Source organism: Klebsiella sp. K5-204 (assembly GCF_030128585.1).
Taxonomy (GTDB): Bacteria; Pseudomonadota; Gammaproteobacteria; order Enterobacterales; family Enterobacteriaceae; genus Klebsiella; species Klebsiella quasipneumoniae.
On record NZ_JAKUZS010000008.1, the window covers coordinates 321,198 to 345,403 of the forward strand.

General features: G+C 56.0%; 24 protein-coding genes and 2 pseudogenes. 8 read left to right on the forward strand and 18 right to left on the reverse strand.

Translation table 11 applies throughout. From position 1 onward, the window contains the following. Positions 1-65: 65 nt before the first annotated feature. Positions 66-3,581 carry an AAA domain-containing protein gene (locus tag MKR05_RS21770; protein ID WP_072422297.1) on the forward strand — a complete coding sequence of 1,172 codons (3,516 nt, stop codon included), beginning with the start codon at positions 66-68 and terminating at the stop codon, positions 3,579-3,581. Between the two features lie 100 nt (positions 3,582-3,681). Here MKR05_RS21770 and MKR05_RS21775 read toward each other — a convergent pair. The 4 genes and pseudogenes from MKR05_RS21775 to MKR05_RS21790 all read right to left on the reverse strand — a co-directional run. Further along, a pseudogene (locus MKR05_RS21775) lies at positions 3,682-3,798 on the reverse strand (transposase); the annotation flags it as partial. A gap of 214 nt (positions 3,799-4,012) precedes the next feature. Then, a complete protein-coding gene (locus tag MKR05_RS21780) occupies positions 4,013-4,492 on the reverse strand; it encodes a type VI secretion system tube protein TssD (RefSeq protein ID WP_004192264.1) in 480 nt (159 codons plus the stop codon). A 2-nt stretch (positions 4,493-4,494) separates the two neighbouring features. Further along, positions 4,495-4,842 (reverse strand): hypothetical protein, encoded by a 348-nt coding sequence (locus tag MKR05_RS21785; RefSeq protein WP_072422296.1) that lies wholly within the window; start codon positions 4,840-4,842, stop codon positions 4,495-4,497. Between the two features lies 1 nt (position 4,843). Further along, entirely contained in the window at positions 4,844-5,518 is a 675-nt protein-coding gene (locus MKR05_RS21790; protein ID WP_072422295.1) for a hypothetical protein, read from the reverse strand. Between the two features lie 311 nt (positions 5,519-5,829). Between MKR05_RS21790 and MKR05_RS21795 the strand changes: the two genes are divergently transcribed. The 3 genes and pseudogenes from MKR05_RS21795 to MKR05_RS21800 form a co-directional block, all read left to right on the forward strand. After that, positions 5,830-6,258, forward strand: coding sequence for a tlde1 domain-containing protein (locus tag MKR05_RS21795; RefSeq protein ID WP_238875435.1), 429 nt, complete (start codon positions 5,830-5,832; stop codon positions 6,256-6,258). After that, positions 6,215-6,499 (forward strand): hypothetical protein, encoded by a 285-nt coding sequence (locus tag MKR05_RS27000; RefSeq protein WP_369821210.1) that lies wholly within the window; start codon positions 6,215-6,217, stop codon positions 6,497-6,499. Before MKR05_RS21795 ends, MKR05_RS27000 begins: the two co-directional genes overlap by 44 nt. A 1-nt stretch (position 6,500) precedes the next feature. Beyond that, positions 6,501-6,593 (forward strand): annotated as a pseudogene (locus tag MKR05_RS21800) (type VI secretion system tube protein Hcp); the annotation flags it as partial. A gap of 22 nt (positions 6,594-6,615) precedes the next feature. Here the strand turns inward: MKR05_RS21800 and MKR05_RS21805 are convergent. After that, positions 6,616-7,485 carry a phosphorothioated DNA-binding restriction endonuclease gene (locus MKR05_RS21805; protein WP_238875433.1) on the reverse strand — a complete coding sequence of 290 codons (870 nt, stop codon included), beginning with the start codon at positions 7,483-7,485 and terminating at the stop codon, positions 6,616-6,618. A gap of 179 nt (positions 7,486-7,664) precedes the next feature. Here MKR05_RS21805 and MKR05_RS21810 point away from each other — a divergent pair, with 179 nt between their 5' ends. After that, positions 7,665-8,303 (forward strand): HNH endonuclease, encoded by a 639-nt coding sequence (locus tag MKR05_RS21810; protein WP_284118697.1) that lies wholly within the window; start codon positions 7,665-7,667, stop codon positions 8,301-8,303. A gap of 82 nt (positions 8,304-8,385) precedes the next feature. Here MKR05_RS21810 and MKR05_RS21815 read toward each other — a convergent pair whose 3' ends face one another. Both MKR05_RS21815 and MKR05_RS21820 read right to left on the reverse strand, forming a co-directional pair. Further along, positions 8,386-10,065: a glycoside hydrolase family 43 protein gene (locus MKR05_RS21815; protein WP_238875430.1), complete on the reverse strand. Its 1,680-nt coding sequence runs from the start codon at positions 10,063-10,065 to the stop codon at positions 8,386-8,388. 58 nt (positions 10,066-10,123) lie between these two features. Next, entirely contained in the window at positions 10,124-11,563 is a 1,440-nt protein-coding gene (locus MKR05_RS21820; protein ID WP_072199169.1) for an MFS transporter, read from the reverse strand. A gap of 426 nt (positions 11,564-11,989) precedes the next feature. Here MKR05_RS21820 and xylA point away from each other — a divergent pair, with 426 nt between their 5' ends. Beyond that, entirely contained in the window at positions 11,990-13,309 is a 1,320-nt protein-coding gene (xylA, locus tag MKR05_RS21825) for a xylose isomerase (RefSeq protein WP_023291802.1), read from the forward strand. 330 nt (positions 13,310-13,639) lie between these two features. Continuing rightward, positions 13,640-15,022 carry a carbohydrate porin gene (locus tag MKR05_RS21830; RefSeq protein WP_284118695.1) on the forward strand — a complete coding sequence of 461 codons (1,383 nt, stop codon included), beginning with the start codon at positions 13,640-13,642 and terminating at the stop codon, positions 15,020-15,022. 312 nt (positions 15,023-15,334) lie between these two features. Here MKR05_RS21830 and MKR05_RS21835 read toward each other — a convergent pair whose 3' ends face one another. The 10 genes from MKR05_RS21835 to MKR05_RS21880 all read right to left on the reverse strand — a co-directional run bounded on the left by MKR05_RS21835 (position 15,335) and on the right by MKR05_RS21880 (position 23,148). Then, positions 15,335-16,294 carry a DUF523 and DUF1722 domain-containing protein gene (locus MKR05_RS21835; protein WP_004206730.1) on the reverse strand — a complete coding sequence of 320 codons (960 nt, stop codon included), beginning with the start codon at positions 16,292-16,294 and terminating at the stop codon, positions 15,335-15,337. Next, a complete protein-coding gene (locus tag MKR05_RS21840; RefSeq protein ID WP_048336535.1) occupies positions 16,291-16,842 on the reverse strand; it encodes a DUF3833 domain-containing protein in 552 nt (183 codons plus the stop codon). Before MKR05_RS21840 ends, MKR05_RS21835 begins: the two co-directional genes overlap by 4 nt. Continuing rightward, a complete protein-coding gene (locus MKR05_RS21845; RefSeq protein WP_048336536.1) occupies positions 16,839-17,363 on the reverse strand; it encodes a hypothetical protein in 525 nt (174 codons plus the stop codon). The genes MKR05_RS21840 and MKR05_RS21845 overlap by 4 nt, the downstream gene beginning before the upstream one ends. Beyond that, entirely contained in the window at positions 17,360-17,845 is a 486-nt protein-coding gene (locus tag MKR05_RS21850; RefSeq protein WP_064158589.1) for a DUF2878 domain-containing protein, read from the reverse strand. Before MKR05_RS21850 ends, MKR05_RS21845 begins: the two co-directional genes overlap by 4 nt. Continuing rightward, a complete protein-coding gene (locus MKR05_RS21855; RefSeq protein WP_032454723.1) occupies positions 17,842-19,062 on the reverse strand; it encodes a cyclopropane-fatty-acyl-phospholipid synthase family protein in 1,221 nt (406 codons plus the stop codon). Before MKR05_RS21855 ends, MKR05_RS21850 begins: the two co-directional genes overlap by 4 nt. Continuing rightward, entirely contained in the window at positions 19,059-19,781 is a 723-nt protein-coding gene (locus tag MKR05_RS21860) for a DUF1365 domain-containing protein (RefSeq protein ID WP_101989848.1), read from the reverse strand. Before MKR05_RS21860 ends, MKR05_RS21855 begins: the two co-directional genes overlap by 4 nt. 1 nt (position 19,782) lies before the next feature. Next, entirely contained in the window at positions 19,783-21,042 is a 1,260-nt protein-coding gene (locus MKR05_RS21865; RefSeq protein WP_049015235.1) for an NAD(P)/FAD-dependent oxidoreductase, read from the reverse strand. Then, a complete protein-coding gene (locus tag MKR05_RS21870) occupies positions 21,039-21,758 on the reverse strand; it encodes an SDR family NAD(P)-dependent oxidoreductase (protein WP_101989847.1) in 720 nt (239 codons plus the stop codon). The genes MKR05_RS21865 and MKR05_RS21870 overlap by 4 nt, the downstream gene beginning before the upstream one ends. Next, positions 21,755-22,189 carry a nuclear transport factor 2 family protein gene (locus tag MKR05_RS21875; protein ID WP_065813360.1) on the reverse strand — a complete coding sequence of 145 codons (435 nt, stop codon included), beginning with the start codon at positions 22,187-22,189 and terminating at the stop codon, positions 21,755-21,757. The genes MKR05_RS21870 and MKR05_RS21875 overlap by 4 nt, the downstream gene beginning before the upstream one ends. Positions 22,190-22,419: 230 nt before the next feature. Next, on the reverse strand, positions 22,420-23,148 hold the full coding sequence (locus tag MKR05_RS21880) for a MerR family transcriptional regulator (RefSeq protein ID WP_002887258.1): 729 nt from the start codon (positions 23,146-23,148) through the stop codon (positions 22,420-22,422). 116 nt (positions 23,149-23,264) lie between these two features. Here MKR05_RS21880 and MKR05_RS21885 point away from each other — a divergent pair, with 116 nt between their 5' ends. Next, complete coding sequence (locus tag MKR05_RS21885; RefSeq protein ID WP_002887259.1) at positions 23,265-23,798, forward strand: lipocalin family protein; 534 nt, start codon at positions 23,265-23,267, stop codon at positions 23,796-23,798. Between the two features lie 9 nt (positions 23,799-23,807). Here MKR05_RS21885 and MKR05_RS21890 read toward each other — a convergent pair whose 3' ends face one another. Beyond that, positions 23,808-24,155 (reverse strand): DUF1294 domain-containing protein, encoded by a 348-nt coding sequence (locus MKR05_RS21890; protein WP_032454727.1) that lies wholly within the window; start codon positions 24,153-24,155, stop codon positions 23,808-23,810. Positions 24,156-24,206: the final 51 nt, after the last annotated feature.

The window sequence follows — 24,206 nt, forward strand, 5'->3', positions numbered from 1 at the left end:
AATGTTTAACCATGATGAATTTATACGACAACATCAATTGTCTCATTTAAGTTACGGGATGGGGAATGGACAGTAATACTCAGGGATTCACTTCATATTGGCGTAATACCTTAGCAGATGCCGAGTCTGGAAAAGGGGCATTTGAGCGTAGAGAGGAAGAATCATTTACGAAATGGACGAACGTCGATAGGGGGAGGTTGGGTGAAGATATTGTGGAATTATTCTTCAATGGTGAAGACACCCAGGTCAAGACCGTCGAGGTGCTGTTACGGCCAGAGGTATGGATCCGCCTGTTAAAGCATGGCAAGGCGCGGACTGCTGGTGCTCCTGATATTGTTACACCTTTGGTTACCGCTGCACTCCTCAACCGCGAAGGCTTTTTATTCCCTACATCGCCAGCCACCATTCCCCGTGACCTGCTCGAACCGCTCCCCAAAGGTACCTTTTCTATTGGTGAGATGGCGGAATATGACAAGTACAGAACCACGCATGATTCAATCACTTTTGGTCCCGGTAATGAGGATGAGCTGCGTGAGGAGACTGATGAACAACGAGTGGAACGATATGCTCGTTACCAGCAGTGGTGGCAAAAGTACCTTAAAGATTCAGATGAACTTTTAAAGCATGTTGCTGGCAAATGGCTCGCATCACCTGAGCAATATGAAAAAACTGGATATGGCTACATTATTAAAGCCAACCAGCCTGGAGGGGCCAGCACCCATATCCTGCCTATGTACGATCATTTGCTGACGTGCAAAAAAGAGGTGCCATTGCTGGCGTGCTTTGCCTCGAAAGAGAAGTCTCCTGTTGAGCCGCTCCTCGCCAGTAATGCCATGTTTAGTGAGCGTCTGGGACACTCCGGTGATAAGTTTCCGCTGGCTGTCGCGCAGCGCGATGCCCTGAGCCATTACCTCACTCAACAGCCCGGCGATATTCTTGCCGTGAATGGTCCTCCGGGTACCGGGAAAACTACTCTGGTTCTCTCCATCATCGCTACTGATTGGGCGAGAGCAGCTTTAAACAAAACTGAACCACCTGTGGTGGTTGCGACATCAACCAATAATCAGGCCGTAACCAACATTATCGAGGCCTTCGGCAAAGATTTTTCTATCGGTGCCGGGCCTATGGCCGGGCGTTGGTTACCAGATGTAAAAAGCTTTGGCGCTTACTTCCCGTCTTCGGGACGAAGAGCCGAGGCGGTAAAAAAATACCAGACGGAAGACTTTTTTAACCGTGTTGAATCTCTTGAATATGTTGAAGATGCCCGGTGCTTCTTCCTTGAAAAGGCAAGGGCAGCTTTTCCGAATGAGAAATGTCATTCATCAGAACAGGTTGTGGATCTCCTGCATCAGCGTTTGGTTGAACTCTCTGCAGAGCTTGAGCAAATCGAGCCTGCGTGGGATGACCTGAACGCAATCCGTCAGGAGCGGCATGTCATCAGTGACGATCTCGAACAGTATATTCAGGATAAGAGAACGTTACTGCTTAATAGCACCAATGAAATCTCGCTATTAACGCAGGGCAAAAAACAGTGGGAACAATATCGAGCCGGAGAGTCGATCATGTTCACTCTCTTCTCCTGGCTTCCCGCCGTTCGTACTAAGCGTCACTATCAAATGAAGCTGTTTTTGGAGGCTACGTTTGGCGAAAGAATGACAGCATTCCAGGGATCTCAGCCTGATGGAATTGATGCCTTTATCGATGGATTGATTGAGCACGCTCATAAAGAACAGGCCGGGTACCAACAGCAAATTGATCACGCTGAGGACATTTCCCGACGTGAAAGTGAAGCCGTCATCCGTTGGTGCGAGATAACCCATTCGCTGGGTTATGCAGGCGAGACGGAGCTGAATCTGAGCGAAGCCGATGAGCTTGCCGATACACAGCTCCGTTTCCCGGCGTTTTTGCTGGCGACGCATTACTGGGAAGGTCGGTGGCTGATGGATATGGCTGCTATCGAGGACTTTCAAAAAGAAAAAGATCGCAAAGGGGCGAAGGCAATTAAAGCCCGCTGGCTACGTAGAATGAAGCTCACCCCTTGTGTCGTCATGACCTGCTTCATGCTTCCTCACCATATGCTTATCAGAGAACATGTTGGTGGCAAGAAATTTGATGATGGTTATTTATATAACTTCGCCGATTTGTTGATCGTCGATGAAGCGGGGCAGGTGCTTCCTGAGGTTGCTGCAGCTTCTTTCGCACTGGCGAAGAAAGCTCTGGTAATTGGCGACACAGAACAGATTGCGCCTATCTGGAACAGCCTGCCTTGTATTGATATTGGCAATATGGTTGAGGAGCATATCCTTCCAGAAGGTTCTCAGGAAGAACTGACTGAAGCTTATGCTTTGGTTTGTGAATCAGGAAAAAGCGCTGCATCCGGCAGCGTTATGAAGGTTGCACAGTTTAACTCGCGCTACCAGTACGATCCGGATCTGGCGCGGGGGATGTATCTGTACGAACACCGTCGCTGCTTCGATAACATCATTGGCTACTGTAACACCCTTAGTTATCACGGTAAGTTGCAGCCCAAACGAGGGGAAGGAAAAGAGACAATATTTCCTGCAATGGGCTATCTGCATATAGATGGTAAGGGTATGCAGGCCAATGGTGGAAGTCGTTATAACGACTTTGAAGCGAAGACGATTGCTGCATGGCTTGCAGCGCACAAAGAAGAGATTGAGCATCACTACAATAAACCGTTACATGAATTAGTCGGCATTGTGACCCCATTTTCGGCGCAGGTCAGTGCGATTAAATCGTCATTACGTAAACTGGATATCAATTGTAGTGGCGATGAAAATTCGGTGACAGTGGGCACGGTTCATTCATTGCAGGGGGCGGAACGGGCAATTGTGCTGTTCTCTCCTGTGTATTCGAAACATGAAGATGGCGGATTTATTGATAGAGACAGCAGCATGCTGAACGTTGCCGTTTCACGTGCTAAAGATAGCTTTTTGGTCTTTGGCGATATGGACCTGTTTGAGATTCAGCCCGCTTCCTCGCCGAGAGGGTTGCTTTCAAAATACCTGTTTGCATCCGATAATAATGCACTGCAGTTTGAGTATAAAGAACGCCAGGACCTTAATACAGCGCAAACACAGATCTCTACCTTGCACGGTGTTGAGCAGCATGATGTGTTCCTGAACCAGACTTTTGACGCTATTGGTAAAAGTATTACTATTGTTTCCCCTTGGCTGACCTGGGAAAAATTGGAACAAACCGGTTTTCTTACATCAATGATCCAGGCACGTGCTCGTGGTATCGACATTACTGTTGTAACGGATAAAAGCTTTAATACCCAAGACGTCAGTTTTGAAAAGCGCAAAGCAAAACAGCAGCGCCTTAATGATGCAGTGGAAAAACTAAATGCGCTGGGCATTGTGACTATGCTGGTTAACCGTGTTCACAGTAAAATCGTGATTGGTGATGAAGGGCTGTTGTGCATAGGATCGTTCAACTGGTTTAGCGCTACGCGTGATGAGAAGTACAAACGATACGATACGTCGATGGTATACCGTGGCGAAAGCTTACAAGCGGAAATTAGAGCGATTTATTCCAGCCTGGAGCAGCGGAAATTATAGGGGGCTTAACGCAATGCAGGTATCGAATGTGTTGAATTAATTTAGCTCTACTCATGGAGGTATAGCCTTTATATACTATGCCTCCAAACTTCTTGCGTCAGGTGTGGAAAGTGGCGTCTGAAAAAGCGTGCTTGCGGCAGAATTCCCGGGCAGAAACGCCGGCTTCGGCCTCACGGAGAATACTGATGATCTGTTCGTCGGAAAAACGCTTCTTCACAGGGATGCCCTCAGTTGCTGATGAAAACATTCATGACATCAAGATGTATTAATCAACGGAGAGCAGGTCAATGTAGTATAGCAAGGTCAATTTTAGATGATTTTTTCGGGAATCATGCGGCTGCATTAGGGGCTTGTTTGGCGAGGGTGGTTTAAATCATCAGTTAAACTTAGAAAAGGCCACTTTTTTGGATGGCCTTTAGTCTAAGGGGAGTTTATGCTGTTGCCCGATGATTCCAGGAATCTTTGTAAATGATATTCCCATCGCAATGTTTCCAGGTGATGGCCTCATACCTTAACTGAATCGTCTCGCTGTGTGTACCTGTACCAGAATCAGGAAATAAGTTGGGGGTAATTCCGGTTACTTTTACATTTTCTAAAATAATATTAAAATATTCGCTTTCAACACCTGCATCAAGGATCTGATACATCTTTATGGTTGCCGACTTTAATGTTTGGTTCTCACTCAACGCTTTGTATAAAAGGGGCGTTGTTTTATCAAAATCTTTCTGTACCGTAATAGGCGTATGTACTCTGGTTCCTGTTAATCTCCCGGTGTTTCCATCCACAGGAATGGATAGGTGGTGCGTTACCGCTTTTAATTCAATAGCGCCAATACGCCCTGTAACGAGAGAACTACCCGTTATAGGGGAGCCGTTTGTATCGGTTAGCCAAAGATATGCTGGATTTGACATGATTATTCCTTATCTCTATTTATAAATGAAGGTAAACAAAACATTAAAATGACCCACAAAAACAGACCAATAATCTTAACAGGCCACGGGTTAAGTAAGGCTGTGCAAACAATAGAGCCTATAATTAGTAGCGGGCCTGATAGTAAATTAAAAATACCGCTTAATATACCTATCTTTGTGCCCAGGCATCTATTCAATACAATGGCAATAATATAAGCGCTGCCGATTGTAATCATCACTGCGATTATTTTATTGCGCCAGTTATTAAACTCAGTCAGGCAAGTAAAGCATGCAGTGACAATATAGGTGCAGAGAACTATATCGACGAGGGGTGCAATAATTTTTTTCATATCACCCAGCCTTAGTATTCATATTTAAATGTTCTTCCACTCTTTTCATAATCTTGTCGAACACGGGGCTGCCCTCGGTGTATCCTGCATGGATGGCATCAACAAAAGGTTGTACCGCATCGGCAAATAAGAAATACAGCAGATCATAATCGCGGGGCCTTAATAACGTGTACACCTCGGGTGCTTCATTCCTGAGACTATCAGAGGTCCTGATGGAACGCTCTGCCATTCCACCAAACAAGAGGATAGTACTTAAAAAGGCTATTGGATTCCCTTTTCCCTTGAATACTACGTAAGTAAATGATGTTTTTTCTATAACGGCTTTAGCGATGTTCGATGCGATAATATTCGTAGAGATTCTACCCACGATAGAGGTAACTACACTTCTGTATATTCTATCTTGTTCTGATTCGGATAGGTATTTATTGAACAATTGGAAGATTAATTTAACTGCATTAACGATATTTTCATAGTTAAGGATGTCATGTCTTATCGCGGTCATCATACGGATTCTTTCTGTTTCACGTTCATATCTTGTATCCGTATCAAAGATACCGTAAATCAGATAACCATAATCTAAAGGAACAGATAATCCACCATTGATAAGCCCTGTAACTGTATCAGGAGAAATAATGATGTCATATATCTTCCGAGCTATCCCTTCTATGTCTGCCATATAGCTATCCTATGTTTAAATAAACGACTGAAGATTTACATCACTTTTGCAAGAAATAATCGACGATAATTTACAAGAGAATAAATAACTTGATAAGTGTTACCATAATCTAATTGTTACAAATTGTATTGCGTGAGATGTATTAATTCAAAAAATAATAAAGCGCATATAAGTATTCGATTAGTGATTGGATACGCGGAAATTTGAATGTTAAAATTATTAATTTATATGCATTTGCGCGGACTTGTTCATGACTGAATCAGGTTTATGACTCGTGTACAGGCGGTTTATGTGAACACATCGATAGCATCATGTTGTGCCGTCGCTATCCTTCACGAGTAAACATCGACGAATTCATCAGAGTGATATCCGCTTCCGGCGTGAGGACGGGTGCTATAGCCAATTCTTTGAAAATAAATAAAAGCAGGGCTAACACCAATCGTTTCATCACATCATTATGCGAACTACGGCGGGGGAATAGCGATTGGTTTGCATTATGGCGTGACGACCGCGAAATTGACGATGAGACGTGGGTAGAGGGTGTGAAATGCGGTAATTTCCGTTTGCATCCGGGGGCGATTGTCGAGGGTTGTATTACTATCGCCCATAATTCTGATTTTGCCATGATCCGGAATGCTCTTACGAAAACATCACTGGTTCATGTTCCCTGCATGCGTTCCCCGCTGGTTCGCGGTTATGGGGAGATTGTTGCCAGTGGCTGTAACATCTCTTGCCCATAATATAAGTAAAATTATTTATATTATATTGCTGTTTTTGCTTCTGGGATGTGCACTTCCAAGGCCGGAAAACTATCTCGATTATGATATCGCAAGGGATGTTTGCCACTTCTTGTTCGGGAGTGTGAACGCCGATACGATGTATGACACTTTCTTTTATATATCGCTGGTAATAGTGATATTTCTTTCAGCTTTACTCTACATTATTACATTGCAGTTAATTTCAACGATGAGGAGCAAATGAGATGCCAATTCCTCCGTATATGTATCTTAAAGACGATGGTGGCGCAGAGATGAAAGGGTCCGTTGATGTTCAGGAGCGAGAAGGTAGCATCGAAACCCGCTTATCACCATCCCCCCTCACCCCCTGAACACCTCCCGCCGGTGCCACGCCACAAACCCCTCCTGCGGATAGCATTCTTTCCCCAGCGGCAAGGTAATCGGCTTACCATCAAAATCCCAGAACAACCTGCCAACGATGCCCCCGCCGTTCACCGCCGGCGAAACCTGGATGCGCATATCCTCATCCAGACCAATGGATCCTTTATCAAAGGCCTTATGGTGAATCGCGCAGAGCGCCAGGCCGTTAGGGATTTCGCAGGGGCCGCCGTGCTGCTTCCATTTGATATGGGCCGCTTCCAGGGCGACGGAGGTATTATCATGGCGCATATTGAAGCCGCAGATCGCGCACTGATAATTATAGGCGCGCAGCACCTGCTGGCGAAAATGTGGGTCGCGTTCTTTGCGGAGCTGCAGCAGATCAAACCCCATCTCTTCAGCCAGTTCTTCCTGAATACTCTCCGGGAAATGCGCTTCGAGGATCTGATGGGCGAGGGTATTGATCAGCTTCTTATTTCTGTTGAGTAGCGCAAAATGCGGCTCATCGAAGCCGCCGGCGACGTGACAGAGCTCCAGCTCTTTGCCGGGCGGCTGTCGGCTGCCCTGGGTTGAGCACTGTTCGCTGTTGTGCAACTGCCAGAAGCCGTCGCCTTTCAGGCGCCAGAAGGGCATGTCCGGCCGGTACTGGCGGCGCTGCGGGCCAAAGCGTTCCAGCAGGCTATGCAGCTCATCGCGTATCTCCGAGGCGTAATCGAACATCCGCGCATGGCCGCGCTGGTACTGTGAGAGGACGTACAGCAGCAATAGTGGCTTATGCGGCGCACGCTGTTCGCCTTTGCGCCAGATGGCGATGTTCTCGATCGCGTGTTGCAGGGTCGTGCTGGAGGGCATAGCGTTACATTGGCAGCTAAATAAATGCGATGATGCTCGCAAAATCCTTGCCGATCAACCTACCAGATGCGGCGATTCTACGTGGATCGCGATTTAATTATCACTGCCAGTTATTTGTTCGAAAAGCCCATAGCTTTCTATTTATACTCAAGCTTCGCGCCATCAGATAGCTATGTCTTATGAAAAAACTACCGGACCATTTATCCAGGGAATGCATCATCGCCGCCATTCGCGCTTACGATGCAGGCGTTGCGCATCAGTTTAAAAGCGCGCGTCTGTATGAGATCGAGTTTGAGGGGCGTCGGTATCCTTCAAAAGCCATCGTCGGGTTAGCGGCCACGCTTGCGACGGGGACGGAATTTACCCCGGCGGATTTCAGCGGAGGGATTAAATCCAAATGCGTGCGTCTGTCACTGGAGCAAGGATTTACGATCGCGTCGCAGGGCGCTGGCGATGACGAGGTTGCGCTTTTCCCCGATGAGGGGCAGACGACCATGGAGTACGTGGAAGGGGCGGCGATGCAGGTAGTGGTCAATCGCTATGAGCGCGACCGTCAGGCTCGTCAGGCGGCGCTTCGCCTGCATGGCTGCCGGTGTCAAGTATGCGGTCTGGATATGGCCAGCCGCTATGGCGATATCGGCCAGGGCTTTATCCATATCCACCATCTCATTCCGCTGTCCGGGATAAAGCAGGACTACCGTCTGAACCCTGAAACCGATCTGATCCCGGTATGTCCCAACTGCCATGCGATGCTGCACCGGCGAGATCCGCCGTTTACCCCAGAAGAGCTGAAGGCCCGGCTGCGCCCCACAGACTGACATCCGACAGCGCTCGCTTTACGTTCATCAAACACACCACAAACCCCACGCTACCTTACCGGTAGCGTGGGCCCGCTCTCTTTTACTTATCCCGCGTCTCGCCAGCCTCCCAGCTGTAGCTGCCATCGGCCGCTAACCTATCGCCCAGCTCCTGATACTCGAACTGATAAAACTCAGCCTGGGTGCCGTACCCGGCGTAGTCTACCGCCGCCAGGCCGACGAACGCCCCGGTAAAGAACCCGCCGTAGCTCTGCAACACATAGTCATCGGACAGCACCGCGGCATCCAGCTGGACCGGGATCTCGGTGAACGTCACGCCATCGAAGCTGTATTCATAGCTGTAGGTCTGCTTGCGGACTTTGGTCCGGAACCAGACGTATTCGACGCCGTCCGGCACCTTGATGGCGTTATCTTTCAGGTACGACGTGTATTTCCCGCGGTTATTTTCGCCGACTTCGATGACCTTGCCGTTAATTTCATTCCAGGTCAGGAAGACGAAGCTCCAGTGGCGGTCGTTATAGTAATTCGTTAACCCGGCCATCTGCTGATAGCTGAAGGGCTCGAATTTCACCTTCACTGCAGCATCAAAATAGAAGGCCTGCCAGCGGCGGGCAATCAGCGACAGGTCATGGGTATTGGCTAACGAACCCTGGCCGATTAAGGTTAATTTGCCGTTGCCGGTGGAGCCCATTTTGGCCGTAAACGGCACCCGCAGGGTATTCCAGTTCGGATCGAGCGCTGGCGACGTAAAGTCATCCTGCTGGCTATTATCGCTGGCGCTTTCGGTGAAGATGGCGTCTTTCGGCCCTTCGACGAAGGTTTTCCCGCCGTGACCGCCTTCAATACGCGGCCAGCCCTCGTCATCCCAGTACACTTTCTGGATCGCGGTTTCCCGGCCGAGGGTTGACCAGCCGCGCGGATCGTAGATGGATTCCCCCGGGCGATTCCACGGCCGGGCGCAGAGCGAGGCGTAATACCATTCGCCTTCCGGGGTGGAGACCAGCGCGCCATGGCCCTGTTTCTGGATGTAGCTGTCCGGGGTGTCGACGTTGGTTAAGAACACGTCGCCCGGCTCGGTTTCGAAGCTGTCGGCCTCGAGGGTTTTCGACCGCGCCACCACCTCCTGGTGGGTAAACACGGTGCCGCCCTGGGCGGCAAACAGGTAGTAGTAGCCGTTCAGTTTATAGAGGTGCGGCCCCTCGACCAGCGCCACGGCGGTGCCGCGGTAGATAGTGCGCGCGGTTTCCGGCATTAACTTCAGCGTGTTGGTATCCAGCTCCGTTAAGGTAATGCCATCGAAGGGGTGATGGTACTCCCGGTGATCCCAGGTTTGCTGGACGATATATTTCCGGCCATCGTCGTCATGGAACAGCGAGGCGTCAAACCCGACGCCGTTCAGCTTGATCGGGTCGCTCCACGGCCCCCGAATATCCTTCGCGGTGGTCAGATAGTTGGTCATGTCTTTGAAGGCGCCTTCGGTGACCTTCACATCGGTATACACCAACCAGAATTGCCCGTCGGCCCAGGAGAGCGCCGGCGCCCAAATACCGCCGGAGGAGGGGTTGCCCTTCATGTCCAGCAGGGTGGTGGTGGAGAGCGGCGAAGGCAGCAGGTTCCAGTTTTTCAGGTCTTTCGACTCATGTAAACGCACGCCCGGGAACCACTCAAACGTCGAGTTGGCAATATAGTACGTATCCTCGACGCGAATAATACTGGGGTCGGCATTAAAGCCGCGTAATATCGGGTTTTGAATAAGTGACATTTCATTACACCTTTTAAAATGGAAAGTGACGAATCGGTCTGATTTATAATTTTTTTAACTACACGCGGATCTCATCCAGCTGACGGTTGATGTCGGTAACATGTTTATCGGAGATCGGATAAACCTGGATAATCACCATCGAAATAGCGGCCAGCGCGATCGGGATCCACACCGCGGTCATAATAATCCCGTCGATGGCGCTGGCGCTCTGCACGGCGCCGCTTTCATTAAAGCCATACACCGCCAGCAGCCACAGCGGGATCGCGCCGCCGATGGTGAAGCCGATCTTGAAGAAGAGTCCCATAATGGCATTGATAATGGCGGCATTGCGTTTGCCAGATTTTAATTCGCCGTACGCGATGACTTCCGGTACCAGCGCCCACATAAAGCCGGTGGCGGAAGTTAAGCCCCACTGTTTAATAAAGGTGGCGATGTAGGCCAGCCACAGGGCGTCGTGCATCCCTTCGCGGGACCAGACGTAGGTCAGCAGTTCGCCGACGATGAACATGGCGAGGAACAGATGGAAGAAGCCTTTTTTACCAAAGATTTTTTTCAGTTTCGGCCAGAAAATCGGGAAGGCGATGCCGGGAATAGACGCGACGAGACCCACCGCGCCCATCCATTCGGAGTGGCCGACGACGTACTGGTTGAAGAAGCCGTTAACGGTGTTCATGAAGAACATGAAGGTAAAGGCCAGCATAAAGAACATGCCCAGAATAACCAGCGGGCGGTTATGTCGGAGCTCGTGGAAAAGGTCGGTGGTTTTGACGTTGGCGGTCTGCTCGGCGGTCGCGACAACGCGTTCTTTGGTGAATTTATAACAGATAAACAGGGCCACCGCGCCGATGATCATATAGATGGCGTACACGCCAAACCAGGCGTAGTTTGCCGACGGATCGGCATAATTCCCCAGATTCAGCTCAAGGCCAAAAAAGCCGGTGTCTTTCAGGCTGCGATCTTTCGGCGCCGCCATCTGCACAAACATCGGGAACAGGGTATAGACCAGCAGGTTGGCGCTGTTGGCCAGCATCATGCGGGTACTGGTGAGCTTATCGATCGATTCCGGGTCGCGGGTCAGCGACGCATTCAATGAGCCATAGGGAATATTGACTAAGGAATAAACCAGGTCCAGCGCCAGATAAATAATAAAGGCGAAAGCCACCGAACCTTTCACTCCGGGGATGGGCGCGAACAGTAATGCCGAGAGGATCACCAGCGGCACGCCGGCTCGTAACAGCCACGGACGATATTTCCCTGCTTTCGAGGTTCGTTTATCCACGTAGGTGCCGACCATCGGATCCCAAAACACGTTAATTATGCGGACAAAAAGAAAAATAAAGCCTGCCGTTGCCGTGCTGATGGTATTTACCGTCAGCATATGCAAAGCCAGAAAACCCCCAATTGTGCCGAAAACCAGGTTTTGCGCAAAGTCGCCCATGCCATAACCAATTCGTTCTCCGCGGGTTAATTTATGATATTCATCATGCCGACTGTGCATTATGTTTTTACTCATTCTAAGCAGACTCCGGTTTGTTTTGTGTAGGTGAAACACTTTCTGACACAGTTGACATGGAAGAATCTATTACGTTTTTAAATTAAGTAATTATGTTTTTTTACTTCTGTGATCCTCGAAGCAAAGGCCTGTATCACCTGCGTTGAGCCGCCATCCGCCGCTAATTTTTTGGCAGACAGGCAATGTGACAAAACCGGCATTTTAATTCGCTATGTCCACCTGAATTCCCCAGGAAGTGTACGCTATACGCGCGCGAAGCGAGATATTTAAAATAGTTTTATTTGCGAGATGGCTCACATTTGAGCATTTTCTCAATCGCTGAGTGAAATAACGTAATTGAGCAACCGACGATGAGAATACACGATGTGTCACAGTTGTTAATTTTCGGCTTCCTCAATTTCGGAGTTCATCATGCAAACTTATTTTGACCAGCTCGAACGCGTTCTTTTCGCCGGACCTAAAACCGATAATCCTCTGGCGTTTCGCCACTATAATCCGGATGAAATCGTGCTGGGAAAACGCATGGCAGATCATCTGCGTTTTGCCGCCTGTTATTGGCATAACTTCTGCTGGAATGGCGCGGATATGTTTGGCGCCGGCTCGTTTGAGCGTCCCTGGCAGGCCGCGGGCGATGCGCTGGAAATGGCCAAACGCAAAGCGGACGTGGCGTTTGAGTTTTTCTACAAGCTCAACGTGCCGTATTACTGCTTCCACGATGTCGACGTCTCGCCAGAAGGCGCGTCGCTGAAAGAGTATTTGCATAATTTTGCCGTGATGACCGAGGTGCTGGCGGAGAAACAGCAGCAAACCGGCGTGAAACTGCTGTGGGGCACCGCCAACTGCTTTACCCACCCGCGCTACGGCGCCGGGGCGGCGACCAACCCCGATCCGGAGGTGTTTGCCTGGGCGGCCACGCAGGTGGTGACCGCCATGAACGCCACCCACCAGCTCGGCGGCGAAAACTATGTTCTGTGGGGCGGCCGCGAAGGTTACGAGTCCCTGCTGAATACCGACCTGCGTCAGGAGCGCGAGCAGATTGGCCGCTTCCTGCAGATGGTGGTGGAGCACAAGCATAAGATTGGCTTTGGCGGCACGCTGCTTATCGAGCCGAAACCGCAGGAGCCCACCAAGCATCAGTACGATTACGATGTCGCGACGGTGTATGGCTTCCTGAAGCAGTTTGGTCTGGAAAATGAGATCAAGGTGAACATTGAAGCCAACCACGCCACCCTGGCGGGGCACTCTTTCCACCATGAAATCGCCAGCGCCATCGCGCTGGGGATCTTCGGCTCCGTTGATGCCAACCGCGGCGATGCGCAGCTCGGCTGGGATACCGATCAGTTCCCGAACAGCGTGGAAGAAAATACCCTGGTGATGTACGAGATCCTCAAAGCCGGGGGATTCACCACCGGCGGCCTGAACTTTGACGCCAAAGTTCGCCGGCAGAGCACCGACAAATACGACATGTTCTATGGCCATATTGGCGCCATGGACGTGATGGCGCTGTCTCTCAAGCTGGCCGCGCGGATGATTGAGGATGGCAAGCTCGATCGGGCTCTGGCAAAACGCTATGCCGGCTGGCAGGGCGAACTGGGGCAGCAAATTATGGCCGGCCGTATGTCGCTGGATAATATTGCCCGGTACGCTGAGCAGCATAATCTGAATCCGCAGCATCAGAGCGGGCGTCAGGAATTACTCGAAAATCTCGTCAATACTTATATCTTTGGTTGATTTTTGCTGACATGCCCCTGCGGGGGCATGTATTCCGCCGTCTGCCCGCTGCCGGGAAATAGCGTTTATTTGTTCGTGTTGTATTTATGCTGTCTGTGCCGAAAGGCTATCTGTTTGACTGTCTATAGAGGAACAATCCGCCGCGCGGATGGTTCTGCCATTGTGCCACCTGTTTAATATCAGTGAGGGAGGGCGAGTAGCGATAATTGTGTAATGCCTCTGTGACCGTACAAAATAAAAAATAACTTGTTCTGATGATAGCGACATATTCTGTCAGCTCAGAATAGGCTGGTTATTGTCTGAATAAAATTAACCTATATTGAGAAACTCATGACAATGATAAAAAAACTTCCATTAACCATGGCGGTTATCGCCGCGTTTTTTCCGCTTACCTCTGTAATGGCGCAAGAATTTACTCAGGAACAGATCGACGCCATTGTCGCCAAAGCTGTTGATAAAGCACTGGCCGACCGCCAGGCGAAAATTGACGCCGCGGCCGACAAAAAGGTCGACGTCATTACCAACCCGCAGACCACCGCCGCCTCGCCGGATATGGCGATTCCGTTCGGCCTTAAGTTCAGCGGCTATGCCCGCTATGGCGCCCATTTCCAGACCGGCGACCAGAAATATGTCGGCGTCGACGGCTCCTATAACGGCGCCTCGGCGATCGGCCGTCTGGGCAACGAAAGCAACGGCGGCGAATTCCAGATCAGCAAAGCCTTCAAAAGCGCGCAGGGGGCTATCTGGGATCTCAACGTCATGTTCGACCACTGGAGCGACGAGGTTAACCTGAAGAAGGCCTACGTCGGCGTCACCAACGTGCTGGAATCCAATCCCAACGCCTATATCTGGGCCGGCCGCGACTTCCACCAGCGTCCGCAACAGGGGATCAACGACTACTTCTGGATGAACCACGACGGCCAGGGCGCCGGGGTGAAGAACTTTGATATCGGCGGCGTGCAGTTCGACGTGGCGGCGGTGTCGCAGGTGAAATCCTGTAGCCCGGAAGTGATGGCCGATGAGACCAACCCGTCGCGCATCACCTGTACCGGCAGCTCCGACACCGGGGACAACGGCCACTACGCGCTGACCACCAAAACCCACAACATCAAGGCCGGGCCGATCGATGTCGAGGTGTACGCCAACTACGGCTTTGACTCGAAGGCGGTGGACAGCGACGCGCGTCTCGAAGCCTGGCAGGGCGGCCTGGTGCTGAGCCACACCAACGACAGCGGAGTGAACAAGGTGATCCTGCGCTACTCCGACAACTCGGATAACAGCGTCTACAACAAAACCGACGACCTGACCACGGTCTACGCCAGCTTCGAGGGCAGCCATAAGTTCACCCAGCAGGCGCAGGTGGAATATCTGCTGGCCTTCCACGACTATGACAACGGCAAAGATAATACCGACAACCGCAAAAACTACGGCGCCATCGTGCGGCCGATGTACTTCTGGAACGACGTGCACTCCACCTGGCTGGAAGCGGGCTACCAGCGCGTGGACTACGACCAGGGCGGGGATAACCACGGCTGGAAGCTGACGCTGTCGCAGAACATCGCCATCGGCATGGGGCCGGAGTTCCGTCCGATGCTGCGCTTCTACGTGACCGGCGGTCAGGTGGACAACGAGCATACCGCGAAGGTCAACAATACCAAAGACCAGCAGCTGGATTCGCTGAACATCGGCGGGATGTTTGAGGCGTGGTTCTGATGCGATAGCGTTGTCGAAGGAGCGTTCCCGGCTGGCGCTACGCTTAGCCGGGCTACGACTGGTGCGCTCCATTTATGCCGGATGGCGGCATAAATGCCTTATCCGGCCTACGTTTCTGAGGAGGCCTGCGGGATACCCCCCAGGCCCGGCAGGCGCAGCGCCGCCGGGCAGGACACGTCAAGCTCCATACCTGTGGTTGTGCCGGATGGCGGCATAAATGCCTTATCCGGCCTACGTTCCTGAGGAGGCCTGCGGGATCCCCCCGTAGGCCCGCGCAAGCGCAGCGCCGCCGGGCAGCTGGCCCAGGTTCCCTCAGTTCACCGTCAGGCGCAGGGCAAGATCCTGCGGGTAGGGGTCAAAATAGTTCTGCGCCTGCAGGTAGCGATCCGGATACTCGGCCAGATAGTGCTTAAGCAGCGTCAGCGGCGCGAGGATCGGCAGCAGCCCGGCGCGATAGTTGAGGATCACCTCCCGCAACTCGCCGCGCTGGCGGCTGTTCAGCTGGTCGCGGAAATAACCCTGAATATGCATCAGCACGTTGGTGTGGTTTTTCCGCGAGGCGGGCCGCTTGAGGATCGCCATCAGCTTTTCGCGATAGACCTCGAAGAAAGCCTCCAGATCCTCCCATTCATGCAGCGAGGCGACGAACGGGCCGATCTCGCGGTAGCCCGCCTGGTGGTGAGCCAGCAGCTGCAGCTTGTAGCGGCTATGAAAGGCCAGCAGGCCGTGGCGGGTCAGGCCGCGGGCGCGCAGGGCGTTGAGTTCATGCAGGGCGAAGACGCGCTCGACAAAATTCTCCCGCAGCAGCGGATCGTGCAGCCGGCCATCCTCTTCCACCGGCAGCCACGGGTAGCGCGCCATCAGGGCGCCGGTAAACAGCCCCACGCCTTCCTTACGCCCGCGATTGCCTTTTTCATCATACAGCCGCACGCGCTCCATCCCGCAGCTCGGCGATTTGGCGCAGACGATAAAGCCCGACAGCTCGCCCAGGGTTGCCAGATGGGCGTTGGCGAAATCGGCCATCTTCTCCGTCACATCCTCGTGCGGGGCGTGGCTGAAGCGCATGCGGATCTCCCCGACCGGGGTCTGCACCAGCCGGAGCGCCGGGCGGGGAACGGGCAGGCCAATCGCCATCTCCGGGCAGACGGGCTTAAACGCCACCCACTGCGCGAGCTCATCCATCACAAAGCCCATACGCTTATGCCCGCCGTCGAATCGCACGGCTGAGCCGGTTAAACATCCGCTGATCCCAATGACAGGTTGCGTGTTCATGGCGCTGTCCTCTCTTCTGCTGTGGTTCGGGTAAAGAAAAGGGTCACGGTGGCCACCGTAATGCCGAATTTCTTCATCTCGGTTTTGTTAAACAAATGGCTGCCGTCCTGCAGGAACATCCAGTCGTCAAAGTGCAGCAGCCACCGGCTGCCGCTGGCCTCGACGTTCATGCTGTAGCGCCAGTGAAAGGCATTGCCTGCCGCCTGGCCGCTGGCCACGCCTTCGATATCCCCGGCGGTGCCCTGATAACGGTTATCGCCGGTGCGGCGAATGCGCCACACCCGCTGCTGTTTCTCGCCATCGTCATAGACAAAGCGCTCATGGAGCGTCAGGGTGTCGCCGACGACGTCGCCATCGATCGCTACATGGAAGCGGCGCAGCTGTTTGCCGCTGCGATCCTGCACCATCCCCCACGCCTCGGTTCGGCCCTGAAAATAGTGGAAGATGTCGAGGGCGGGCTGCTGCTGCCGGTACTCGGTGACCTCGGTGCTGCAGCCGGCGAGCATCAGCATCAGCAGCGCCAGGCCACGGGTCAGAATGCGTTTCATGGTGTACCTCCGATCAACTGCTGACGCAGTTCGGGATAAGTGGTGCGCGGATCGAGCCAGATGGCGAGAAAGCGGGTGCTGAACGCCGCCGACTGGCGCGGGCCGAGCGGGGTAAAGGCGGTCTGCGCGGCGCTGGCGCGGTACCAGAACTGCCCCTCGCCGCCGCTGACCACGAACGCCAGCTGGCTGCCCGGCGCGACGTCCGGCCAGATCCCCTGCAGCATGCGCAGCCAGGCTTCGCTGCGCGGCTCCTGCTGCAGAATGCCCTGCGCCTGCCACTGGTCGCGGGTGGCCTCCACCAGCGCCTCGCGATCGATGTCGCGCCGGTAGGTGATGATCAGCGCCCGATCCTGCTGCGGGCCGTCATACCGGCCATTGGGCGTGCGCAGCTGTGAGTGATAGACAGTGAACGGCCCCCAGGTGAGGGTCGCCTCGCCGACGCGGCGCCACGTCAGCCAGTCGGCGGCGTGGACCGCCGGGGCGAGGGCGCTCAGCCACAGCAGTAACAGGGCGAATCTCATTTTTGCCTCCCCATCCCCAGATGGAACAACAGCATGAGCACCAGCCAGCCGCAGGCCATGGCGGCCACGGCAAGCGCCGTCGGTACCTGCAGGGTCATGGCTCCGAGGCGAGCGCCGATCAGGTAGGCCACCGGGCCGCCGACGGTGGCCGCCGCGGCCAGCACCCAGCCGGGAAGCGTCGTGGTGCGGGTCAGCCGGGTCCAGACGACGGCGAACATCAGCCACAGGGCCACCATCCACAGGGGCAGCAGGCTGTCGCCGGGAAAATCAATCAGCCCCGCCAGCGCCCAGCAGGCGTCCAGCCCGCAGCCCGCCGCAGCCAACAGCAGAGCGGGCGGACGACTGGCCGCCGGCAACCGCAGCCAGGCGAACAGCGCCAGCGTCAGCCAGATCAGCAGGCCGCGCTCGCGCAACATCACCACCAGCGTCCAGTAAACATCGAACGCGAGGGCCATCAGCAGGTGCTGCGCCGGGCGTGTCATACCCGCTCCGCGGTGAGCTGCACCACGCTGATGGTGCGGGCGTTAAATCCGGCTTCGCAGTAGCCGAAGTAGTAGAGCCACATCCGGCGGAAGCGCTCATCAAAGCCGAGCTTTTCAATATCCTGCCAGGCATGGGTAAAACGCTGCCGCCAGTGCGCCAGGGTGCGGGCATAGTCCGGGCCCATGTCGAACAGGTTGCGCACCACAAAATCGGTATGGCGGGTCATCAGCTCGCTCATTGCCGTGATGCTGGGCAAAAAGCCGCCCGGGAAGATGTAGCGCTGGATAAAATCGACGCTTTTGCTGTAGTCGCGATAGCGCTGATCCTGGATGGTGATCGCCTGCAGGGCCATTTTGCCGCCCGGGCGCAGGCGCGCCTGACAGGTGCGGAAAAAGGCCGGCAGGTAGCGCTGGCCAACCGCTTCAATCATCTCCACCGACACCAGTTTGTCGTACTCGCCGCGCAGATCGCGGTAGTCGCAGAGCAGCACCTCGACGCGATCCTGCAGCCCGGCGCGGGCCATGCGCTCGGTAGCCCAGCGGTGCTGCTCCCGGGAGAGGGTGGTGGTGGTGACCCGGCAGCCGTAATGGCGGGCGGCGTACTCGGCCAGCGCCCCCCAGCCGGTGCCAATCTCCAGCAGATGATCGCCGGGAGTGAGCGCCAGCTGGTCGCACAGGCGCGCCATCTTGGCCCGCTGGGCCTGGGTCAGATCCTGCTGGTCGTCGGCAAACAGCGCGCTGGAGTAGAGCAGATCGTCATCCAGAAAGTGGGCATAAAATTCGTTGCCGAGGTCGTAGTGGGCGGCGATGTTCTCCCGCGCCTGAGCGCGGGTGTTGCGGCGGGTCCAGTGGCGCAGGCGGGCGACGGGCTTGCCCAGCAGACGAAAGCCGCGCTCCAGACGCCCCAGCACCTCGCCGTTGCGCGCGAGGATCTGCAGCAGCGCCGTCAGCTGGTGGCTCTCCCAGTCGCCGTCCATCCAGGCCTCGGCCGCCGCCAGGCTGCCGCCGGTCAGCAGACGCCAGTACACCTCCGGCGTGCAGACCCGCGCCTCGGCGCGCAGCGCGGCGGCGGGGTCGCCAAAATGAAAAGTCTGCGCCCCTTCGCGCACGGTGAGCGAGCCTTCGCGGAGGCCGCTCAACAGACGAAAGAGCAGCCAGCGCGCGAGCCGCACGTTGCGCGGCACATCGGGTTCAAGCGCAAAGACGGGATCGGTCATGAGCGTTCACTCCTGCTGACAGGATGGTTGTACAGCGGCACGCGCTTCAGCCACAGCCGCAGCGCCTGCCAGTAGATGGCGAGGACGGTTTTCAGGGTCATCATCGGCAGACGCAGCAGCAGCCCGCGCAGGTTGGCGCGGGTTAACGGCACGCGGCTCAGGGCCAGCGTGGCGTCGAACACCTTGCTGGCCTGATGGTTTTCAATATGCATGTGCAGCGTTTTGCCGGGCGCGTTGAAGCGCCAGTGATAGACCATGTCCATCGGGTTAAACGGCGAAACGTGAAAGGCTTTCTCCAGCGGGCGCGCCTGCTGGCCGTCCACCGCGTAGTAATGACGCTCATTCCACGGCGTGTTGCGCACTTCGGCCAGCACCCAGCGCAGGGTGTCGGCCTCGTCATAGCAGTAGTAAAAGTTGACCGGATTAAAATGGAAGCCGAAGTAGCGCAGCTGGGTCAGGAGCATCACGCGTCCCGCCGGGCGGCAGCCGGTCAGGCTCTCCAGCCGGTTCAGCGCCTGAGCCTTCAGCGGCGCGCCCAGCGGATAATCGGCGTCGTACCAGGCGGCGGCGGCCAGGCGGTTGCGACGGATGCCCGCCTCAGGCAGCCTGTCCAGTTCGTCGAGGTCGAGCCAGGCCATAAACAGGCGGTAGACGAAGTGGTGCGCCTTCGGCTGCAGGCGACGGTGGCGCAGGACGCCATGATAGAGGCAGCTGTTCATTTCAGTTGCCCTCCGCCGCGGCGATGCCCTGCACCACGTCGAGCGCGCTGCGCACCCCGTCCTCATGAAAGCCGTTGTACCAGTAGGCCCCGCAGTACCAGCTCCGCTGCTGGCCGTTAATCTCTTCGCGCCGCAGCTGGGCCGACCAGCTTTGCGGGTTAAACAGCGGATGCTCATAGACGAAGCGCTGCCAGACGTAGCGCTCGTCCACCGGCGCGTCCGGGTTCAGGGTGACGCAGAACAGCGGCGCGCCCGCGGGCAGCCCCTGGAGAATATTCATGTTGTAGGTGACGCAGGCCCGGGCCCGATCCCCGTCGCTCAGGCGATAGTTCCAGCTGGCCCAGGCGCGCTGACGCGCCGGCAGCCAGCGCGGATCGCTGTGCAGCACCACCTCGTTGCGCTGCCAGCCGATATCCCCCAGCACCTCACGCTCGGCGTCGGTGGGCGCCGCCAGCATCGCCAGCGCCTGCGCGGAGTGGCAGGCGAAGATCACCTGGTCAAAATGCGCCTCCCCGGACGCCAGCCGCAGGGTAACCCCTGTCGGGTAGCGCTCCACCTGCTGCACCGGCGCGTTGAGCCGCAGGTCCAGGCGGTCGCCGAGCCTGGCGAGCAGGGCGCGAACGTATTCCCGGGAACCGCCGGGCACCACGTACCACTGCGGGCGATCGCGAATGTCCAGCAGGCCGTGGTGTTCAAAGAAGCGCAAAAACAGCGGCAGCGGGAAGCGGCGCATCTCCTGCAGCGACGACGACCAGATGGCCGCCCCCATCGGCAGGATATAATGGCGGGCGAAGAAGGGGCTGAAACGGTGGCGGGCGAGGAAGCTCTCCAGCGTCGCCCCCGGATCCAGCGCCTCGGTCAGCGCCAGTTTCGCCAGCCGGTTGAAGCGGACGATCTCGCTCAGCAGCCCCCAGAAGGCCGGCTTCAGCAGATTGCGTCGCTGGGCGAAGAGCGAGGTCAGGCTGTGGCCGTTGTACTCCAGGCCGCTGGCCGGGTTGTGGACCGAGAAGCTCATCTGCGTTTTTTGCCCGTCGATCCCCAGCTCGCTGAGCAGGCCCATAAAGCGCGGATAAGTGCGATCGTTGTAGACAATAAATCCGGTATCGATGGCCCAGGTGCCCTGCGGCGTGGCGACATCCACGGTGGCGGTGTGGCCGCCCGGCGCGGCGCCCGCTTCGAACAGCGTCACCTGATGGTGTCCGGCCAGCCGCCAGGCGCAGGTCAGCCCGGCGATACCGCTGCCGATGATGGCGATGTTCATGAGCGCACCATCCTGCGCAACAGCAGGCGCTGTATACCTGACGGCAGGCTGGCCAGCAGCCGCAGGGTCAGGCTGAAGCCGGTGGGGAAGGCGATGTGGTCTTTGCCCTTCGCCAGGCCGTGGCGGATCGCCGCCACCGCCCGATCGACGCTCACCCGGCCGGGCATGGCGAAGTCGTTTTTGCGCGTCAGCGGGGTGTCGACGAAGCCTGGAGAGACCACCGTGACGGCCACCCCTTTCGGCTCCCAGTCCAGACGCAGGCTATTGGCAAACCAGGTCAGCGCCGCCTTGGAGGCGCCATAGGCTTCCGCGCGCGGGAAGGGCAGCCAGTGCGCCATGGAGCTGACCAGCACCACCCGATCGCCTGCCTCCAGCTGCGTCTGCAGCGCCGCCAGGCAGTTCACCGGCCCGAGGAAGTTGGTGGCCATCACCCGCTCCACGAGGGCGGCATCCACCTGTCCGTGGTCGAGATATTCGCAGGTGCCGGCGCAGAGAATGATCAGGTCGGCAAAACAGCCCGTCAGCGCCTGGCGACAGGCGTCCCTGTCTGTCATATCGAACAGGCGCGCGCTGATGTTGGGGCTGAACTGCTGCAGCGCCGTCAGGCGCGAAGCATCGCGCCCGCAGGCGATGACCAGGTGGCCATCCGCCGCGAAGGATTTCGCCAGGCCGGCGCCGATCCCGGAGCTGGCGCCGGTGATAAGCACCGTCATCATGAGCGCACCCTCCGCTTCACGCCGCGTACCGCCCAGCCCAGCAGGGGAAGATGCTCGTAGATCATCTCCCCGGCGTCGTAGTAGTCGCGCTGGTGGAGAACCTGTTCCCCGGCGATGTCCACCACCGAGCAGCCCGGCAGGGCCAGGGTTTCTCCGCCGGCAATACGCGGATGCGACCAGTGCATGGTCCAGGTTACGGCGAACCGCTGACCGTCGCAGAGCGGCGCGTCGATGGTGAACCGGCACTGCTCCACGTTGGCCAGCAGATGGGTAAAGTAGCGCTGGATGGCAAACAGTCCCTGGTGCTGACCAAAAGGATCGCTCAGCGTCGCGTCCGGATGGTACAGCGCGGCCAGCGCCGTGGGCGGCTGCGCATCCAGCCTGGCGTAGTACTCAACGAAACGACGAATGACGGACGGCGTGGTGCTCATGGATCACATCCTGGCTAAACACGGTGGCGTAATGGCATACTTAAAACTTACACAAATAAAATTATTTGTCCAAGTTTGTGAAAAAATATATTTTATTTATGTTTAAAATCAGGTTGTTATGATTAGTGTTTTAAAGGGCGAAAAACGCGGGCTGCACGAAGGGCAAACGTGCGCCCGCCGCGCCGCCGGGCGCAGGCGGAACAGAGAGTGGGGTAAGTGAAAACCGGGGGTTAGAGCGGGATCACCTCGAGGGAGACGACCTGCTGCTGCCAGAGTTCGACCTGCCTCTGACGAGCGGCGGAGAGTTTGCCGCTGGTGACCAGCAGCCAGTTGCGCTGGGGGAAAATCTCCGGCGCCAGGGCGGCGGGAGGCACCGGCAGGACGTCGATGCGATGGCCCTGACCGGTGCGTTTGAGCGCTTCAAGCCAGATTTCGCAGGCGTCGGTCAGGTGCCAGCCGGTGATCAGAAAGTTGTCCCCGGGCGCCTTCTTGTCGCCTTCGAGGCAAAATGAGGTGTAGGCGATGATGATGCCGTCGAGGATTTCGCGCAGGGTCATGATGGCCGGCACGTTGGCGGAGACCTGGCTGCGCAGCGGACGCAGCACCTCGGTCACCAGCTCCTGGCGCGGATATTCGCGGCCGGCATCGTAGATCAGCTGGCGCAGGGACTCTATTTTTCCCTCTTTCAGCCGCTGCAGCATGGTCTCCTGCAGCGTCAGCCAGTTGTTGGTGCGCCGCGCGCCGGGGCGCGACAGCAGGGGCTTCACCTGGCTGACCGGCACCCCTTTTTTCACCCAGTCGAGGATTTTAAGCGCCTGCTGGACGTCGTCATCGCTGTACAGACGGTGTCCACCATCGGTGCGCAGCGGCTTGAGCAGGCCATAGCGGCGCTGCCAGGCGCGAAGCGTGGTCGCATTTATCCCGCAAAGTCGGGCAAATTCGCCGATGGAGTAAGGCATGGAGGCCACCTGTTAACAAAGAATATTCTCAATATACTACGAATCACGTCGGCTGGCGTGAAGTGTAGCGGCTTTGCACTACACTTTCCCCAACCGCGTAAATGAAAGGAGTTCTCATGAAGCTATGGCCTGTTGTCACTGGCGTCGCTATCGCGTTGACCCTGGTGGCCTGCAAATCGCCCACCCCGCCGAAGGGCGTTCAGCCGATTAGCGGGTTTGACGCCAGCCGTTACCTCGGGAAATGGTATGAGGTCGCTCGCCTGGAGAATCGCTTCGAGCGAGGCCTGGAGCAGGTGACCGCCACCTACGGCGCCCGCAGCGACGGGGGGATCAGCGTCGTCAATCGCGGTTATGACCCGGTCAAAAAACGCTGGAATGAGAGCGACGGGAAAGCCTATTTCACCGGCGCCCCCACCACCGCGGCGCTGAAGGTGTCGTTCTTCGGGCCGTTCTACGGCGGCTATAACGTGATCCGTCTGGACGACGACTACCAGTATGCGCTGGTCAGCGGCCCCAACCGCGACTATCTGTGGATCCTGTCGCGCACCCCCACCATTCCGGCGGCGGTGAAGCAGGATTACCTGAATACCGCGCGCGAACTGGGCTTTGACGTCGATCGACTGGTGTGGATCCGCCAGACGCCGCGCTAGCCTCGCCCCTTAGCGGCTGAGCATGCCAGAGTAAACCGCATACAGCCCGGCCAGCGCCGCCACGTTCAGCGCCACGCTGATGAAAAACCACGTCCGGAAGGGCTGCTTTTGCGTTTTATGGCGAAAACACTGCTGGCCGAGGATCGCCCCCGGCCAGCCTCCCGCCAGGCCGAGCACCAGCAGCGTGGTTTCCGGCACCCGTCGCCAGGCTTTGCGCGCCGCCAGCTTGTCGGCGCCATAGATAAGCCATGTCAGAAGGCTGCTCAGTAAAAACCACATCGCCAGCGGGTAGGGGAGCAGGGCGCTGCCCACAGCGGTGAGCAGCAGCAGGGAATAACATACCAGGTTTAGATTCATAGGGACGTTCACGCCGGCCAGAAGAATGGCGCCACTATAGCCAATTTCCCG

What these genes read in the sequence shown, in the direction of transcription:
- MKR05_RS21770 (WP_072422297.1), top strand. Translation starts at nt 66, where the DNA reads ATGGACAGTAATACTCAGGGATTCACTTCATATTGGCGTAATACCTTA.
- MKR05_RS21780 (WP_004192264.1), bottom strand. Translation starts at nt 4,492, where the DNA reads ATGTCAAATCCAGCATATCTTTGGCTAACCGATACAAACGGCTCCCCT.
- MKR05_RS21785 (WP_072422296.1), bottom strand. Translation starts at nt 4,842, where the DNA reads ATGAAAAAAATTATTGCACCCCTCGTCGATATAGTTCTCTGCACCTAT.
- MKR05_RS21790 (WP_072422295.1), bottom strand. Translation starts at nt 5,518, where the DNA reads ATGGCAGACATAGAAGGGATAGCTCGGAAGATATATGACATCATTATT.
- MKR05_RS21795 (WP_238875435.1), top strand. Translation starts at nt 5,830, where the DNA reads ATGTTGTGCCGTCGCTATCCTTCACGAGTAAACATCGACGAATTCATC.
- MKR05_RS27000 (WP_369821210.1), top strand. Translation starts at nt 6,215, where the DNA reads ATGGGGAGATTGTTGCCAGTGGCTGTAACATCTCTTGCCCATAATATA.
- MKR05_RS21805 (WP_238875433.1), bottom strand. Translation starts at nt 7,485, where the DNA reads ATGCCCTCCAGCACGACCCTGCAACACGCGATCGAGAACATCGCCATC.
- MKR05_RS21810 (WP_284118697.1), top strand. Translation starts at nt 7,665, where the DNA reads ATGAAAAAACTACCGGACCATTTATCCAGGGAATGCATCATCGCCGCC.
- MKR05_RS21815 (WP_238875430.1), bottom strand. Translation starts at nt 10,065, where the DNA reads ATGTCACTTATTCAAAACCCGATATTACGCGGCTTTAATGCCGACCCC.
- MKR05_RS21820 (WP_072199169.1), bottom strand. Translation starts at nt 11,563, where the DNA reads ATGCACAGTCGGCATGATGAATATCATAAATTAACCCGCGGAGAACGA.
- xylA (WP_023291802.1), top strand. Translation starts at nt 11,990, where the DNA reads ATGCAAACTTATTTTGACCAGCTCGAACGCGTTCTTTTCGCCGGACCT.
- MKR05_RS21830 (WP_284118695.1), top strand. Translation starts at nt 13,640, where the DNA reads ATGACAATGATAAAAAAACTTCCATTAACCATGGCGGTTATCGCCGCG.
- MKR05_RS21835 (WP_004206730.1), bottom strand. Translation starts at nt 16,294, where the DNA reads ATGAACACGCAACCTGTCATTGGGATCAGCGGATGTTTAACCGGCTCA.
- MKR05_RS21840 (WP_048336535.1), bottom strand. Translation starts at nt 16,842, where the DNA reads ATGAAACGCATTCTGACCCGTGGCCTGGCGCTGCTGATGCTGATGCTC.
- MKR05_RS21845 (WP_048336536.1), bottom strand. Translation starts at nt 17,363, where the DNA reads ATGAGATTCGCCCTGTTACTGCTGTGGCTGAGCGCCCTCGCCCCGGCG.
- MKR05_RS21850 (WP_064158589.1), bottom strand. Translation starts at nt 17,845, where the DNA reads ATGACACGCCCGGCGCAGCACCTGCTGATGGCCCTCGCGTTCGATGTT.
- MKR05_RS21855 (WP_032454723.1), bottom strand. Translation starts at nt 19,062, where the DNA reads ATGACCGATCCCGTCTTTGCGCTTGAACCCGATGTGCCGCGCAACGTG.
- MKR05_RS21860 (WP_101989848.1), bottom strand. Translation starts at nt 19,781, where the DNA reads ATGAACAGCTGCCTCTATCATGGCGTCCTGCGCCACCGTCGCCTGCAG.
- MKR05_RS21865 (WP_049015235.1), bottom strand. Translation starts at nt 21,042, where the DNA reads ATGAACATCGCCATCATCGGCAGCGGTATCGCCGGGCTGACCTGCGCC.
- MKR05_RS21870 (WP_101989847.1), bottom strand. Translation starts at nt 21,758, where the DNA reads ATGATGACGGTGCTTATCACCGGCGCCAGCTCCGGGATCGGCGCCGGC.
- MKR05_RS21875 (WP_065813360.1), bottom strand. Translation starts at nt 22,189, where the DNA reads ATGAGCACCACGCCGTCCGTCATTCGTCGTTTCGTTGAGTACTACGCC.
- MKR05_RS21880 (WP_002887258.1), bottom strand. Translation starts at nt 23,148, where the DNA reads ATGCCTTACTCCATCGGCGAATTTGCCCGACTTTGCGGGATAAATGCG.
- MKR05_RS21885 (WP_002887259.1), top strand. Translation starts at nt 23,265, where the DNA reads ATGAAGCTATGGCCTGTTGTCACTGGCGTCGCTATCGCGTTGACCCTG.
- MKR05_RS21890 (WP_032454727.1), bottom strand. Translation starts at nt 24,155, where the DNA reads ATGAATCTAAACCTGGTATGTTATTCCCTGCTGCTGCTCACCGCTGTG.